Origin of the sequence: Mesobacillus sp. MER 48, from assembly GCF_023714225.1 — a bacterium.
Classification (GTDB): Bacteria; Bacillota; Bacilli; order Bacillales; family Cytobacillaceae; genus Mesobacillus; species Mesobacillus oceanisediminis_A.
In genome coordinates this window covers 724,004-739,026 of record NZ_JAMAUR010000002.1, presented here as the reverse complement: position 1 = coordinate 739,026, position 15,023 = coordinate 724,004, and the positions used below count along the sequence as shown (strand labels likewise).

Sequence of the window (15,023 nt, the reverse complement as noted above, 5' to 3'; positions counted from 1 at the left end):
TCAAAACAAAATATGCTTTTTGCCGCAAATTTATACAAATCCAGGAAAATAGTCCGTTTTGATATGAATGTAGTTAATTTATAATTATGCGTATTATTGTATTTTTATATAAAAGGAGGAAATTCTATGAAGAAGTCCATTTGGTCCATTCTAGCTGCTTTCGTACTGTTATTCTCTGCCACAGGAAGCGCCTGGGCGTATGCCCCGTCTTTCGTACATAAGTCTGGAACACTCGCCTACGAACATACCAAGTACTTATCTGAAGAAATAGGCAGCCGAGTGACAGGTACCGAGGGAGAAAGTTTGGCAAAAGAATATATTAAGAAACAATTTGAAGATACGGGTTACAACCCTGATGTACAGGAGTTTTCTTTTACAAAGAGGGGTACATCGCTCTCATCCTCAAATGTGATTGCAATCAAACAAGGTCAATCACCTAAACAAATTATCGTTGGCGCTCACTATGATTCAGTTAAGACTGGCAAAGGGGCAGATGATAACGCATCGGGAGTTGGAGTGATGCTCGAAGCAGCACAGGTCCTGCAAAAGGTATCAACTCCATATACCATCGTCTTCATCGCTTTCGGAGCTGAGGAAGGCGGTTTGAATGGTTCAAATTATTATGCAAGCCAGATGACAGCAGCCGAAATTGACAATACGATTGGAATGATCAATCTCGACAGTCTTGCTGTTGGCGACAAAATGTATGTCCATGGCGGCGCAGATGATGCAGGTTTTATCAGGGAACAAGCTTTGAACATTGCAGAAAAAAGAAAGCTTGATATCGGCATAAATCCAGGTCTGAATGAACACTATCCGGCAGGAACAACAGGTGACTGGAGCGACCACGCTCCGTTTAATAAGCTTGGCATCCCATTCGCTTACTTTGAATCTACTAATTGGGAGATTGGCGAATTAGATGGCTATGAACAGACGATGGAATATGGCGGTGTCTGGCACACAGAAAACGACACGCTCACTTTCATCGAAACCGCCTACCCAGGCAGAATCCAGGAACGCCTTTACAGCTACAGCCAGGTCCTGTCAGAGCTACTTAAACATTTTGATAAAACCAGCACATCTAAATAGGATAAGAAAACTGCTCGGGTAAGATTCAAAACCGTTCCGTTTTAAGGTGCATATCTACTAAATGACAATGAAAATGGCGTGCAAACTGACATCAGTTTTGACACGCCATTTTTCTAATTTAATATATTTTCAGTCCTGAAATATAATTGATCTTTTTAGACATAAGCACATTTTTATTTCATTCTTTAACATTCTTGCCCCGTTTATTTAATAACAGATCGGATAAAATGGCCTTTAATCCTCTCATGATCAAACTACCGCTTAGCTTAAACAGAAATATGTTGTTCCAATTCTTTGTTTAGAATAAAATCCCCTTGATCGTTTTTTAGAAACGGCAACACTGAATCAACTGAATCAACATTTAATTCACCATAAATATGTGGATATTTTCTACCACTATTTTCATCATCTTCCCATTTAATATCTGCTTCAACTTTTCTAGAGTCAATGCAAAGAAGCAACAGAGGTTCATCAATATCTTTAAAGTTAGGAGCGACTCTCCAAAAATTTCCAATAGAAGAACAGTGAATAAAACCAAAAGCCTCAATTGATTCTTTGCCGTAATAGGAGTTTTCCTTAATTTTATCCCAATTACTTTTGGTCAAACAATGCAAAATAATCATCTTTTCGCTTCCTTTGTATATATTTAATTTTAATTTAAAAAAAACATTTTAAGCATCTCTAATCTGGTACATACTATATCCTTAGTTGAAAAGTCAAAGTTAATTTAAAATCTCCCAATTCCTCAATTAATTTCTTTGCCTTACCATAAGGAATTTCCTGTGTAAGTACAAATGGTAAACTTTTAGACATCTTAAGTAATTCAGATGTAGACATATTTAATCCCAATATCGCTTTAATTTTAATTAAGTCTCTTAATCCTCCGTCTTGAATGTTTACTACAACTATTTTACAATTTTCTGACCAATCAATATTTGAAGATGTTTCTTTTAAATCAATTCTCAAACCAATATTAACCCATTCATTTAGATTTGTTGAAATTAATTCTGCATGATCAGGAATCATGTCTCCAGAATCTACAATTAATATTTCCTCTTTATCACTCAGTGACAACAGAAAAACTCTTCCACCACTATCATCTCCGATAGAGATAAAACCAGGCGCATACTCCTCTGTTTCCCATGCTTCATTACGTTCAAGAATGTCATCAGTACCATAAATGATTATTCCCTCATTAGTTACTAAACCATTAGAAGCTCGTAATAATTCTTTATATGGAATGGGAAGTGTAGTATTAAACCTTTTTTCTACTATTTCAATATCAATTTCAGTAGCTGCAGGGCTTAAAATTAAACCACTAACACCATTTAGATTCAAGACCAACGCACCTGCTTTTATAAAAATTATTGTTCTTTTCATAGTCAGCACCATATTCCAAGTTTGACTAACTGCTTCACCAAATATTATTTATTAAGCGAATTATCAATCTTGGTATAAACATTAAGATGTTCCAAACGACCTCACCAATTAGTTCAATTAGGGTATCTTTAAAAAAGCCGCCTCTATTTCTTTTTTTATTTTTCATTTTTTAGCTCCCTATTAATCACTCTTTATTGAACAATTCTTATTTGGAACAATACTACCTATTTATTCAATTTCTTTTTATGTTATCCTGCCCCGTCTCCTAATATAGTTACTAATTATTAAACTAACAAGCCCTTAATTTCAATAAGAAAAAGCCACCTGATTCGGCAGCTAGTCAACCTTAACTCCACTTAACCTTTTTGAAAAAGAAGAAATGAAATCATTTATACTCCTATAAACTTCATCTGGCTGGACATTAAATTCGGCAGTCTGATAATTTGGCAGCCATTGAACTCCAACCGTAAGTACATTCGCTTTTTTACCGGCAAGAATATCAGCGTCGCTATCTCCCAGGAAAACAGCCTCGTTTGGTAACAAGTCTAGAAATTCCAATGCCTTATAAATTCCCTCTGGGTGAGGTTTAGGAAACTCGACATCATCGCCTGTAATAATTACATCAAAAAATTCATTTAACCCTAGACAATCTAAAGATATGTCGAGACTTCTTCTTGCTTTCCCGGTCACTATCCCAAGTTTATACCCGTTTGCTTTTAATCTTCTAAGTAAAGTGTTTATATCCTCATTATTCTGAACGAGATTTTCATGTCGATCTCGATATATTTCATAATATAATTCAATAGCTTCATCATAATTATTATTATTAAGGTTTTCACGGATAATTCCAGTCTCTGAGGGTCCGAACATTGCCTTAATTTCCTCCGAGTTAACCTCACGATTATCAAATTGCCTAAACACAGATTCAAATGCCACGAAACATACCGGTAATGTATCAGCAAGTGTACCATCAAAGTCAAAAATCACTGCTTTAATAACAATCACATCCTTTTCCAATACATTACATGTTCTACATTGTGTAATTATTTTCCTTCTTCAACATTACTGGCGGGCATAAAAGGAAAAATGGCGTGGACAATTTCCACGCCATTTGTTGTGCCATTTTCGCTATATTCATTTAATCTTGGAACGGTTTATCAATGTCCCTAAGCAGTTTTCAATCTAAATATTGAGCCATTTTCTTAAGCAATTCACCGGAATTATTTGCAGTCACAAACTCCCCATCCACCATCGCATACGGAGACAACCGGCATTCCTTACATCTGCTTTGGCATTCGAACTCCTTATAATTCACATTTTTGCGACTCAAAAACTCATTATATTCAGCGTAATTTTCTTCTTTTAAAAACTGCTCTAAATTTCGCTGGCAAAATTCAATCTTCACTTTCTTTTGTTTTGAAAAAAGCTTTTGAATTACATTCATATGAGAAACTTCCTTTTCTAAAAAAGTCTAGTTGCCAAAAGGAGTATACAGTGATTGATTATTAAAATAGGCTTCTTTATTAGTAGTATAAACAAGCACAGTAACATATGCCTTATTATAGGATCAAAATAGACAGGGAATATACTTCAATAACACTAACACGAGCATCTTATCAATGAAAAGTATATCATTATTTTTGATATACCATAAACACTTAAATTTTAGTAGTTTTCCAAATAAATTAAGGGGAGAATGATATGATCATTCACGAACGGGAAAAGGATTTTATCATGGTTGCCCAGCATGACCATGCCAGGATTTCTATGGAAACGGCTATAAATTGGAGAGATGATTATTTTGAGGGGTTAGACAGAAAGGACTCTGTGGTTCTCGCTGTTCGAGAGCATGATCGATGTTGGATTGAACCTGACAAAGACCCATTATGGAACGAACAAACAGAGCAGCCCTATTCATTCATGGATTACCCGGGCAGCCCAAAGCTTGACTTTTACAAAAGAGGGATCGATGAAGTCGTGCAAATGGATCCATACGCCGGCTTACTATGCAGCCTCCACTATGCCTCCTTCCTTGAAGATGCGACAAGCACGATAGGAAAGAATTTTTGGAACGAGGAAAAACAAAGACAGGAGTTCTTGCTAAAAGACTTAAGGATTACACATGACCCGGTCCTCACTTTCCATTTAAATCTATTAAAATTCTGCGATAATCTCTCATTGTACATTTGCCTCAATGAACCTGGAACGCCAAAAGAACTTGAGCATTATTTTTACCGGGATGGGTTTCCGCAGCGATTCTCATTTGCTGGGGAAAAACCAATCCACGCCAATTGGTTAGACAAGGAAACTGTCACCCTTTCAATTTCGCCATTTAAAAGACCACTTAAGGTTAAGCTTCCCTATAAGTCTGTTGCCAAAGAGCAAATCATAACATCCGGACTGTCTGCTGCCTACAATAAAAGCGCCCTTTTACAAAGGGAAGTTAACTTTGTTTAAAACGAAAAAGACCGCTTTTTACTAAAGCTGGTCAGGGTTAATAATATACAATTAATGTTAAAAGAGAGACAGTGACTGAACTTAACCCGAAAAAGAATGCACCAATAAGAATTCTCCCGTAAAGATTGCCTTTGAACTCTTTTAACTTTTCATTGTCTGCTGCCCTTTCGTCTTCACGTTCCATTGCTCTTGATTTCGGGGAGATAAATGTTCCGAGTTTATTGAAACCATTCATGAACAAAGACAGAAATCCAGTTTTCAAAATCAGGAAGGCCGCTGCCACTAACAAGGATATAATACCAACCATGAATGACCGATCGATGACTTCCCGCCACGAGAGTGAAAGAACTGGTTTTGCTAACAGCCATGCCAGCATGATGAATAGAAAGGCGGTTATTTTCTTTCCCATTGTCATCCTCCTTATTCGTTAAAATTGTATGACAGGAAAAAACAGGGGGCTGTTTTTTCCTGCCAAATCACAAAATAGTTACGGAATATACATAGTCAGTGTATTACTCAGATACCTTCTTTGCCCATTTAACGTTAGGATAACGGTTATATGGGTAGACAAGTCCCTCAAAATTAGGGGATGTCAGGTATGTGTTCGTATAATGATACACAGGAACAAATGGGAGGTCATCCATCAGCACATCTTCTGCCTGGCGCAGTAAGTCAAAGTGCTTCGCTGGATCCTGTTCAGCTTTCGCCTGGTCCATTAGGCTATCGTATTTTTCATTTCTCCATTCTGTACGGTTATTCGGGCTGTCTCCAAGGAAGTAATCAAGGATGACTGCCGGGTCAAGCAGAACGCCGATCCAGCCCATGCGTGCCATCTGGAAGTTGCCCTGGTCCGTAGTATCAAGGTAAGTCTTCCATTCCTGGTTAGCCAATTTGATATCCACTCCAAGATTCTTCTTGTACATTTCCTGGACAGCTTCTGCAATTTTCTTGTGGTTTTCAGCTGTGTTATACAAAAGCGTTACTTCCGGAAGAGTGGACCAGCCTTCTTCTGCCATTCCTTCTTCTAAAAGCTTTTTCGCTTCTTCGATATCTTCTTTAAAGTACTTGCCGCCTTGATCACGGAAATCTCCATCAGGCGTTTCAACACCAGGTGGCACGAATGCGTATGCAGGTGTTTCACCAGCTTTTGTGATATTCTTCGTCAGGGCGTCCCTGTCGATTGCCATTGCGAATGCACGCCGTACTTTTTCATTCGTGAATGGCTCTTTTGTGATATTAAACATGTACATATATGTTCCAAAGTAAGGGACGTTCTTGAAGTCTTTGTTTTCCTTTTCCTGTTCTACTACATCGGATGGAAGAGTGGTTACAAGATCTAGTTCCCCTGTTTTATACATCTGATAATAAGTAGTTGCATCGTTAACCATTTTCCAGGTAACTTTTGTAAGATTGATATTTTTGTTGTCATAGTAATGTTCGTTCTTTTCGACCACTACTGAACTGTCATGCTTCCATGCAGTCATTTTGAAAGGCCCGTTGCTGACATACCCTTCAGCTCCTGCAGCCCAGTCTTTGTTGTTTTCAACAAGGTCTTTTTTGACAGGGTAGAAAGTCCACATTGTTAAAAGTTCTTTGAAATAGCCAAGCGGATCATTCAGTTCGACCACTAAAGTCTTTTCATCAGTTGCCTTTACTCCAACATCTTCAGCAGAACCTTTTCCTTTGTTGAAGTCTTCAGCACCCTTCACGTAATAAAGGTAGAAAGCGAATTGGCTTCCAGTCGCCGGATCAAGTGTACGCTTCCAGCTGTACTCAAAATCTTCAGCGGATACCGGTGAACCATCAGACCATTTTGCATCATCACGGATGGTAAATGTGTATGTCTTGCCGTCTTCAGATACTTTCACATCTTTTGCCGTACCAAGTACTGGCTTGCCATCCTTGTCCTTTGTGAACAAGCCTTCAAACGTATGATCCAACACCCATCCGGAAGTTGTATCTGTTGCCATTGCCGGATCAAGCGCTGGCGGTTCACTCATTGCATTCAATACAAGCTCTTGCTTAACGCCTTTCGTGCTTTCTTTAGACTCAGAGCCTGATGAAGACTTTTGGCTGCCCCCGCCGTAACAGCCGGATAAAACCGAACTGACGAACATAAGGGCAGCTATCATGGATAGCAGCTTTTTCATTGTTTTTCCTCCTCGAAATTGTCTAGATGTTAGTTATATAGATGGCATGCAACGAAATGGTCCTTTTTGACTTCCCGGAAATCAGGAATTATCTCGGCACAAATAGACATCGCATGCGGGCATCTTGTACGGAAGCGGCAGCCGCTTGGAGGGTTGACCGGGCTCGGGGGATCCCCCTGAAGCACGATCCGCTCCCTTTTCGCGGCACCTGGTTTTGCAACTGGAATTGCAGACATTAGTGCCTGTGTATAGGGGTGAAGCGGTTCAGCGAACAAGTCATTGCTGCTGGCAAGCTCCATCATTTTCCCTAAATACATGACACCGATCCGGTCACTGATATGCTTGACCATCCCCAGGTCATGGGCAATGAACAAATAAGTGAGTCCCTCCTGCTCCTTCAGATCCTCCATAAGGTTGATGACCTGGGCCTGGATGGAAACATCGAGTGCTGAAATTGGTTCATCCGCAACTATGAACTTTGGATTGACCGCAAGTGCCCTCGCAATCCCAATCCGCTGACGCTGCCCTCCGCTGAATTCATGCGGGTATCTTCTTGCATGTTCTGGGCGAAGGCCGACTCGTTCCAGCAAATCATATACACGATTTTGCCTTTCCTGCCCGCGGGCAAGACGATGTGCATCGATTCCTTCCGCAATGATATCGCCTACCCTCATCCTTGGGTTAAGGGATGCGTGCGGATCCTGGAAAATGATTTGCATTTCGCGATTCGCGATTGCCTTCTCCTTCCGATCCATAGTGGATAGATCGACACCGTTATAAAACATGGTTCCTTCTGTAGGGTCTTGAAGACCGACAATGGTTTTTCCCAGAGTCGATTTGCCGCTTCCGGATTCACCCACAAGTCCGAAAGTTTCTCCCCTTTTGATTTCAATTGAGATAACATCAACAGATTTAACTGTCTTGTCCTTTTGGATTGTGAAATACTTTTTTAGATTTTCGATTTTAAGAAGCGTATCAGCAGCTTTAGCTTTTGGCTCTTTAATGGTTGCTTCGGTCATGTTGTTTCCCTCCCTGCAGCGACAAGATCTTCGACTTTCGGTGACCTCGGATCGTTCAGCCAGCATCTTGCATAATGCCCTGACTCTGTCTCGAATGCTGGAGGCATGTCCTGAAGGCAAACTTCCATTGCATATTTGCATCTAGGAGCAAAAGGACATCCCGGCGGCGGCGAGAACAAATCCGGAGGCGTTCCTTCAATCGGGATGAGCCGCTCTTTTGCAGAGCTTGTATGATCGGGAATTGATTCCATCAATCCCCATGTGTAAGGATGGCGCGGGTTTTCAAAAAGTTCATGGACCGTACCGCTCTCGACCATCATTCCTGCATACATGACTATCACTCGTTCAGCTGTTTCTGCCACAACGCCCAAATCATGTGTAATGAGGATAATCGCCGTGTCAGTTTTTTCCTTCAGGTCCCTCATCAGATCAAGAACCTGTGCCTGGATTGTCACATCCAATGCTGTCGTTGGCTCATCAGCAATTAACAGCTCCGGATTGCATGCCAGGGCAATCGCAATCATTGCCCGCTGCCTCATGCCGCCGCTGAATTCATGTGGATACTGGTTATAGCGTTCTTCAGGGTTTGGAATTCCCACGAGGCGGATCATTTCGATTGCCCGCTTTTTCGCCTCCGTTTTTTTCATATTTTGATGGACAAGCAATCCCTCTTCAATTTGTTTTCCAATTTTCATGGTTGGATTGAGAGATGTCATCGGGTCCTGAAAGATCATGCTAATCTTTGAACCTTTCACTTTTTGCATTGCCCGTTTTGATAGTTTTAAGAGATCGTTGCCTTCAAAAAGCACTTCTCCATTTTTGATAATTCCTGGGGGTGTCGGGATCAGCCCCATTAAGGTTTGTACAGTCACGCTTTTACCGCTTCCACTTTCACCAACAATGGCGACAATTTCACCTTTGTCCACATGGAAGGAAACATTTCTGACTGCCTTAACTTCACCGCCGTATGTTTTAAAATTCACTTCGAGGTTGTTTACTTCTAGTAAGTGACTCACAGTTGTTCCCTCCTATTTCCGATTCCTAGGATCCAATGCATCCTGAAGTCCGTCCCCAAAGGCATTAAAGGCAAACATCGTCAGGGAAATCATGAATCCAGGGAAGAATAGCCTCCACCATTGGCCGCTTAAAATGACTCCAAGAGCATCGTTCGCCATCGTTCCCCAGCTTGCAAATGGAGCCTGGACACCTAACCCAAGGAAGCTCAGGAACGATTCTGCGAAGATCGCCTGTGGAATCGTGAAAGTCAGATTAACGATGATGATTCCAAGTGCGTTTGGCAGCAGGTGACGCAGGATGATTTTCGCATGGGAAGTTCCCAGCTTCTCGGCAGCCATGACATATTCCTGCGATTTCAGCTGCAAAATCTGTCCCCTGGTAATGCGGGCCATGCTCACCCACCCTGTAACGGACAGGGCGATAATGATTGATGTCACACCAGGATCCATGATGACCATCAGCAAAATGACGATTAAAAGATAAGGAATTCCATAAAGAATTTCGATTACTCTCATGATGGCGTTATCGACTCGGTCGCCTTTTTTGCTGCGTCCAGCCATGTAGCCGGCAATTCCTCCAATGGTAACACCAAGGATTAGGTCGATCAAGGCGGCAACAAACCCGATTGTCAGGGAGACCCTTGCACCATACCAGGTTCGAGACCACATATCGCGGCCAAGGTCATCTGTTCCAAACCAGTGAGAGCTGGATGGTGCAATATTCCCCTTCATTAAATCCTGGTCGGATGGGCTGTAGGGCACCATCTTCGGGCCAAAGAGCGCGAAGAAAACAATCACTAATAGAAGAGACAAGCCAAGGATGGCCAGTTTGTTTTTCATGATATTGATAAGTGTTTCCTTCCATACGCTCAGTGATGGGCGCTGGATGGGGTCGAGAACTTTCTTTTCTGGAGAAACGGGTACGAATAATTTGCTGTCAAGTTGTTTAGGCTGCATGCTATTTCCCCCCGCTTGTCAATTTAATTCTTGGATCAATCAGTCGGTATGAAATATCAATCAAGAACAGGATCACAACAAGTATGGTACTGAAGAAGATCGTTGTTCCCATGATTACTGGGTAATCCCGGTTAAAGATGCTGTCTACGAAGTATTTTCCCAGGCCAGGGATCGCAAATATTTTTTCTATAACGAATGTTCCTGTAATCAAGACGACTGCCAGCGGCCCGATGAACGTGATGACCGGGAGGATAGCATTGCGGATGCCATGTTTGATGACTAACTGTACGGTAGATAATCCTTTTGCATTTGCGGTCTTAATGTAATTTTGGTTCATGACATCGATCATGCTCGAACGCATGAAGCGAGCGATGACTGCCATCGGCGAAGCAGCCAGGGCAAGAGACGGCAGGATACTATGCTGGAAGCTTCCCCATGACGCGACTGGCAGCATTCGCCATTCCACGGCAAAATATTTGATTAAAAGCGGCGCCAATATGAAGCTTGGCACTGAAATTCCAATAATGGCAATCATCATCGCAAAAAAGTCCAGCGGTTTGTTGTGGTTCAGTGCAGCTATGATTCCCAGGATGAGTCCAAAGAACATTGCGACAGTGAGTGCCTGAATCCCAAGAGTGGCCGATGCCGGCATGCCATCAAGAATGATGTCATTTACGGATCGTGTCTGGGATTTAATTGATGGTCCCAGATCAAACATCATGAGATTTTTCATATAAAGGGCATATTGCACAGGAAGCGGCTCATCAAGGTTGTACTTTGCCCGGATATTTTGCAGAACTTCCTCCGGCAGAACATCTGCATCCGACGCGAATGGATCCCCAGGGATAAATTTCATGATGACAAATGTTAACGTAATGATGACCCAGATGGTCAAAAGCATCGTTAAGAGCCTTTTGACTATGTACATTCCATTCACCTCGTTATTTTAAGATTTAAGCATTTACTGAACCGAGAACTCCATTTGTGGCAGTCATGGCAATAATGACGCAGCCCCACATATGCTTGTATGCCGTAACCATGTCATCGCAGGTGAAGCGGATGCTTTTAGGGCCAGTCAGTTCTACAGTTGGCAAAGTCGTTGTCATTTTTGCCTGCTGCGGGCCTTTAAATTTAAGATCAAACTTAACTGGACCATCAGACACGGTGAAAGGCTTCGCCTGCTTTGCTTTTTTCACAGCCGCTTCTGCCTTTGTACGGATTTCTGCACGTGCAGCTTCTGGATGAAGCAATTCGGCAGCAAAACGGTCAACCGCTCTTTTGGTTACCGCACCTTCAACTTCAGGAAGGGTTTCCTGCACTTCTTTTACATAAGCGTCGTCGCCGCTGATGAATAGCGGAGGAACGCCAAAGGAACCGGCAACATAGGAATTCAATTCCGTTTCTCCTACCACTTTCCCGTTAACCTTCATTTCCTCGACACAGATTCCGGCCAAAGTGTGGCTGATGACTGTTACATCGGAACCGCCTTCGCGTCCATGGTGGCCGACAAACATGATGCCATCGAAGGTCTCATCCAATCCTTCAAGCTGGCACATGACCCGATTGCTTCCGGAAACCAGACGTGCGCGTAGATCCAGCTCTTCAATGATGATATTTGACATATTTCCGTGTCCATCTGCTACAACAATTTCCGTAGCTCCTCCGTTAAATGCGCCTTCGATTGCTGCATTCACATCTGCTGTCATCAGTTTGCGGAAACGCTGATATTCGGACGGAGTTTTTAACTGCTGGTTTGTAGCAACACCTGAAATGCCTTCCATATCTGCGGAAATAAATATTTTCATTTTCTTAACCTCTCCCCTTTTTTCAATTTTTCGATAACTAAAGTTAAATGAAAGCTATAATTCTATTAAAATTCAAAACTCTGCTCTTCTGATAGATTCAAAATAAACGCCTTTAACAAGTCTTTTGTTGCCTCAAGATCTCCCAAATCCACCACTTCAACAGGTGAATGGGCGTAACGGGAAGGAACGGATAGGACACCGGTTGGAATCCCTTTGTTGGCATAGTTGACTGCTCCGCCGTCTGTCCCGATACCGGGGAATACTTCAAGCTGGTAAGGAATGTTCTGTTCTTTTGCAAGATTCACGAGCGTCTCTTTCATGGTTTTATGTACAATCAGGCTGAAGTCCATTACCTTGATTCCTGTACCCCGTCCAAGACCAAGACTCTGGTCCATTGTCTCCTCTGGTGTATCACTGACAGCCGTAGTATCGACAGCAATCGCTGCATCTGCTTTAATATGTTCGGAAGCTGTCTTCGCTCCTCTCAGCCCTACTTCTTCCTGTACTGCAAAAAGGAATATCAGCTCTCCTGCAAAGTTTTCTGCCTGGATTTCTTCCAGTGCCTGCAGCAGGACGGCAACCCCTGCCCTGTCGTCCAACGATTTCGCTCTTACTCTGGGTGCATACTCAGGTCCAAAGACAACGAATTCGCTTCCCCATGTGATCGGCGTTCCGATCTCCACTCCCATTTCGAGGACCTCATGGCGTGAAGAAGCACCAATATCAATATAAAGCTGCTGATGTTTTCTAAGTTTTGAAGGGTCATCAAATTTCACATAATGAGCGGACATTGTACCAATCAGTCCAGGTAACAATCCTTGACACCCCATTACCGTTACCGGCTGCGCCAGAAGGGTTCGGTCATCATTTCCGCCTAGTTTTTCAAATCTCAGCAGTCCGTTCTCCTCGATCTTTTTAACCATAAAGCCCACTTCATCAATATGCGCGGTTAAAATAACTTTTGGCCCAGGCTTGTCCCCTTTCTTCCTGGCGATGACATTTCCGATTGGGTCAATGCTGACCTGATCAGTCCGTTCCTCAAGGTACTCTTTCAAAAAATAGGATACGGAATGTTCATAACCGCAAGGTCCCGAGAGACCTGTCAGTGTTTTCAATAAATCAAGCATCATCTTGCCCCCTCCTAATAATACTCATATGAATTTTTGTAAACATCCAGCTGGATAATACTGTTCATTTCGATGATAGAAGGAAGTTCGTTTATCTTAAGCATGGTTTCGTTTATATCATCCTGTGTTGGTACAGCAATCTGGACCAATAGAGGATATGGGCCTGACGTCAAGGTGATATAGCGTATTTCTCTGAACTCTTTCAAAGAATCGATGGCTTCCTTGATCTTTTGCGGCTGAACCTTCAAAAGAATAATTGCTCCTGCTTTGATCCCAATCGCTACAGGGTTAACTACTCCTACTACATCAAGGATTCCGTTGTCCTTTAGGTTCTTATATCGAAGCCTGACTGTCTTTTCCGTCACATTAAGATTGGCGGCTATTTCAGAAAAAGACATCCTTCCATCATTGGCTAAGTGTTTGATAATTCCCCTGTCCATTTCATCTATTTCGTATTTCAAAACTTATCCTCCTTCCGGTAATAGCTTGTTTATATTTTATCCTTTTTAGTACTTTTGTATTATATAGATATTAATTTAAGTATGTTTTAGCTTCAATAGTATCGTAATAAGGAATTAATATGTATTATAGTAAAAGAATTTTCTAAATTCAATAGATTTTTCAAAAAATCTTTAATACGTTGCAGTATTAACCCTTTTTATTATCAAAATTGTTAACAGAATTTCAAACAACTGTAACCTAATCTTTCACTAACTGAAATCTTTTTATGGGATAATAGCCCTTCTGATAAAAAGAGATAGTTCAACCCGGGTGGTGTTAAAGTGACGAAAAAAAGAGGCAGAAAAATCCGGTGGGGACGAGTGATTGGCGCCCTGCTTATCCTTGCGATCTTTACTGTTGGGCTTTTTACCATATATCAGTACATAGAAGGAACTTACCAAGCATTCAATCAACCATTTAAAAAGGCCGAAGCAGAATCGTTTCAAGGAGAGAAGAATACTCAAGAAGAAGTAAATGTTCTATTATTAGGCAGTGACTCTCGCGGAGAAAAAGCAGCGCGAACTGATTCCATCATGGTTGCCCATTACAACCCAAAAACGCATAAGGTAAAACTGATTTCACTTATGAGGGATATGTATGTGAACATTCCTGGACACGGTCAGCAAAAATTAAATGCTGCCTACTCTTTCGGAGGCCCGGAATTACTAAGGGAAACGATTAAAATGAATTTGGGTCTCGACATACATCATTATGCTATCGTCGATTTTAAAGGCTTCGTAAAAGCCGTCGACCTCCTCGTCCCAAACGGAATTCAAGTGGACATACCATATGAAATGTCCGATGGCATCGGTATGACCCTCGAACAAGGAACACAACAGCTCCACGGAGAAGAGCTATTAGGATATGTCCGTTTCCGCCAGGACCGGTTAAGCGACTTCGGACGAGTCCAAAGGCAGCAGGAAGTAGTCTCTAAATTAAAAGATGAAGCCATAAGCCTTAACAGCGTGGCCAAGCTTCCCGAACTGTTAGATCTCCTAGGTTCATATGTCGAAACGGATATTGAAACATCCACACTCCTGACCATCGGAAAAGACATTCTGACTAATGAAACCGGAGAAATTCAAACCATCCGCCTTCCTGAAGACGGCAGTTTCGAGAATGAACGTTATGAAGGGATTGGAGAAGTGCTCGAGGTTGATTTTGAGCAAAACAAGAGAGCCTTGGAGAAGTTTTTAGAAGATGGAAAAGAATAACTGAAGTATCGGAAACGATGTTTCATGATAGTTGGGGAGTCCATTTAATGGTCTCCTCTTCTTTTTTCTTTGTTATTTTACTGGCATGAAATTTTCATCTCAGTAATCGCTCAATAACTTACAATAATAGGCTTGAGTCTAATTTATTTTTTCCCCGCACCCTGAAAAAAAACGATTGCAAAAGAAAAAAAGAACTCATTAAGAGCCCTTTTTCAAACTAACAAAAACACACGATATGGATTGGAATTTTTAAGGGATTAAATCACATTCTCAGGTGGATCGGTTTTATCTCTCCCGGCTGCTGTTAA

Annotated in this window: 16 protein-coding genes; 3 read left to right on the top strand and 13 right to left on the bottom strand. The window is 41.6% G+C overall.

Going from position 1 to position 15,023, the window contains the following annotated elements:
- Positions 1 to 126 precede the first annotated feature (126 nt).
- A complete protein-coding gene (locus M3593_RS09970; RefSeq protein ID WP_144475908.1) occupies positions 127 to 1,089 on the top strand; it encodes a M20/M25/M40 family metallo-hydrolase in 963 nt (320 codons plus the stop codon).
- A gap of 266 nt (positions 1,090 to 1,355) precedes the next feature.
- On the opposite strand, the gene M3593_RS09965 is transcribed toward M3593_RS09970, so the two are convergent.
- The 4 genes from M3593_RS09965 to M3593_RS09950 form a co-directional block, all read right to left on the bottom strand.
- Positions 1,356 to 1,712, bottom strand: coding sequence for a DUF952 domain-containing protein (locus M3593_RS09965; protein WP_144475909.1), 357 nt, complete (start codon positions 1,710 to 1,712; stop codon positions 1,356 to 1,358).
- A 73-nt stretch (positions 1,713 to 1,785) separates the two neighbouring features.
- Positions 1,786 to 2,469, bottom strand: a complete 684-nt coding sequence (locus tag M3593_RS09960; protein ID WP_251541701.1) for an SMI1/KNR4 family protein — start codon at positions 2,467 to 2,469, stop codon at positions 1,786 to 1,788.
- 336 nt (positions 2,470 to 2,805) lie between these two features.
- On the bottom strand, positions 2,806 to 3,486 hold the full coding sequence (locus tag M3593_RS09955) for an HAD family hydrolase (protein WP_285847969.1): 681 nt from the start codon (positions 3,484 to 3,486) through the stop codon (positions 2,806 to 2,808).
- Between the two features lie 160 nt (positions 3,487 to 3,646).
- Entirely contained in the window at positions 3,647 to 3,913 is a 267-nt protein-coding gene (locus M3593_RS09950) for a DUF1450 domain-containing protein (RefSeq protein ID WP_144475911.1), read from the bottom strand.
- Positions 3,914 to 4,170: 257 nt separating this feature from the next.
- Here M3593_RS09950 and M3593_RS09945 point away from each other — a divergent pair, with 257 nt between their 5' ends.
- Positions 4,171 to 4,926: a DUF3891 family protein gene (locus M3593_RS09945; protein ID WP_251541703.1), complete on the top strand. Its 756-nt coding sequence runs from the start codon at positions 4,171 to 4,173 to the stop codon at positions 4,924 to 4,926.
- A gap of 37 nt (positions 4,927 to 4,963) precedes the next feature.
- Here M3593_RS09945 and M3593_RS09940 read toward each other — a convergent pair whose 3' ends face one another.
- The 9 genes from M3593_RS09940 to M3593_RS09900 form a co-directional block, all read right to left on the bottom strand.
- Positions 4,964 to 5,335 (bottom strand): DUF3899 domain-containing protein, encoded by a 372-nt coding sequence (locus tag M3593_RS09940; protein ID WP_251541705.1) that lies wholly within the window; start codon positions 5,333 to 5,335, stop codon positions 4,964 to 4,966.
- A gap of 103 nt (positions 5,336 to 5,438) precedes the next feature.
- On the bottom strand, positions 5,439 to 7,076 hold the full coding sequence (locus M3593_RS09935; RefSeq protein WP_251541706.1) for a peptide ABC transporter substrate-binding protein: 1,638 nt from the start codon (positions 7,074 to 7,076) through the stop codon (positions 5,439 to 5,441).
- A 29-nt stretch (positions 7,077 to 7,105) separates the two neighbouring features.
- Positions 7,106 to 8,095: an ABC transporter ATP-binding protein gene (locus M3593_RS09930; protein WP_251541708.1), complete on the bottom strand. Its 990-nt coding sequence runs from the start codon at positions 8,093 to 8,095 to the stop codon at positions 7,106 to 7,108.
- The gene (locus M3593_RS09925) at positions 8,092 to 9,111 is read right to left on the bottom strand and encodes an ABC transporter ATP-binding protein (protein ID WP_251541716.1); all 1,020 of its coding nucleotides are present in this window, start codon (positions 9,109 to 9,111) and stop codon (positions 8,092 to 8,094) included. The genes M3593_RS09930 and M3593_RS09925 overlap by 4 nt, the downstream gene beginning before the upstream one ends.
- A gap of 12 nt (positions 9,112 to 9,123) precedes the next feature.
- Positions 9,124 to 10,068, bottom strand: a complete 945-nt coding sequence (locus M3593_RS09920; RefSeq protein WP_251541719.1) for an ABC transporter permease — start codon at positions 10,066 to 10,068, stop codon at positions 9,124 to 9,126.
- 1 nt (position 10,069) lies between these two features.
- Positions 10,070 to 10,996: an ABC transporter permease gene (locus M3593_RS09915; RefSeq protein WP_144475918.1), complete on the bottom strand. Its 927-nt coding sequence runs from the start codon at positions 10,994 to 10,996 to the stop codon at positions 10,070 to 10,072.
- Positions 10,997 to 11,021: 25 nt separating this feature from the next.
- Positions 11,022 to 11,873 (bottom strand): M55 family metallopeptidase, encoded by an 852-nt coding sequence (locus M3593_RS09910; protein WP_251541721.1) that lies wholly within the window; start codon positions 11,871 to 11,873, stop codon positions 11,022 to 11,024.
- A 65-nt stretch (positions 11,874 to 11,938) separates the two neighbouring features.
- Positions 11,939 to 13,003, bottom strand: coding sequence for a M42 family metallopeptidase (locus M3593_RS09905; RefSeq protein WP_353056084.1), 1,065 nt, complete (start codon positions 13,001 to 13,003; stop codon positions 11,939 to 11,941).
- 11 nt (positions 13,004 to 13,014) lie between these two features.
- Positions 13,015 to 13,461 (bottom strand): Lrp/AsnC family transcriptional regulator, encoded by a 447-nt coding sequence (locus M3593_RS09900; protein ID WP_251541723.1) that lies wholly within the window; start codon positions 13,459 to 13,461, stop codon positions 13,015 to 13,017.
- A gap of 321 nt (positions 13,462 to 13,782) precedes the next feature.
- On the opposite strand from M3593_RS09900, the gene M3593_RS09895 reads away from it, so the two are divergent.
- Positions 13,783 to 14,715, top strand: a complete 933-nt coding sequence (locus tag M3593_RS09895) for an LCP family protein (protein WP_144475921.1) — start codon at positions 13,783 to 13,785, stop codon at positions 14,713 to 14,715.
- Positions 14,716 to 15,023 lie beyond the last annotated feature (308 nt).

Coding starts and splice junctions, on each gene's coding strand:
- M3593_RS09970 (WP_144475908.1), top strand. CDS start 127: ATGAAGAAGTCCATTTGGTCCATTCTAGCTGCTTTCGTACTGTTATTC.
- M3593_RS09965 (WP_144475909.1), bottom strand. CDS start 1,712: ATGATTATTTTGCATTGTTTGACCAAAAGTAATTGGGATAAAATTAAG.
- M3593_RS09960 (WP_251541701.1), bottom strand. CDS start 2,469: ATGAAAAGAACAATAATTTTTATAAAAGCAGGTGCGTTGGTCTTGAAT.
- M3593_RS09950 (WP_144475911.1), bottom strand. CDS start 3,913: ATGAATGTAATTCAAAAGCTTTTTTCAAAACAAAAGAAAGTGAAGATT.
- M3593_RS09945 (WP_251541703.1), top strand. CDS start 4,171: ATGATCATTCACGAACGGGAAAAGGATTTTATCATGGTTGCCCAGCAT.
- M3593_RS09940 (WP_251541705.1), bottom strand. CDS start 5,335: ATGGGAAAGAAAATAACCGCCTTTCTATTCATCATGCTGGCATGGCTG.
- M3593_RS09935 (WP_251541706.1), bottom strand. CDS start 7,076: ATGAAAAAGCTGCTATCCATGATAGCTGCCCTTATGTTCGTCAGTTCG.
- M3593_RS09930 (WP_251541708.1), bottom strand. CDS start 8,095: ATGACCGAAGCAACCATTAAAGAGCCAAAAGCTAAAGCTGCTGATACG.
- M3593_RS09920 (WP_251541719.1), bottom strand. CDS start 10,068: ATGCAGCCTAAACAACTTGACAGCAAATTATTCGTACCCGTTTCTCCA.
- M3593_RS09915 (WP_144475918.1), bottom strand. CDS start 10,996: ATGTACATAGTCAAAAGGCTCTTAACGATGCTTTTGACCATCTGGGTC.
- M3593_RS09910 (WP_251541721.1), bottom strand. CDS start 11,873: ATGAAAATATTTATTTCCGCAGATATGGAAGGCATTTCAGGTGTTGCT.
- M3593_RS09905 (WP_353056084.1), bottom strand. CDS start 13,003: ATGATGCTTGATTTATTGAAAACACTGACAGGTCTCTCGGGACCTTGC.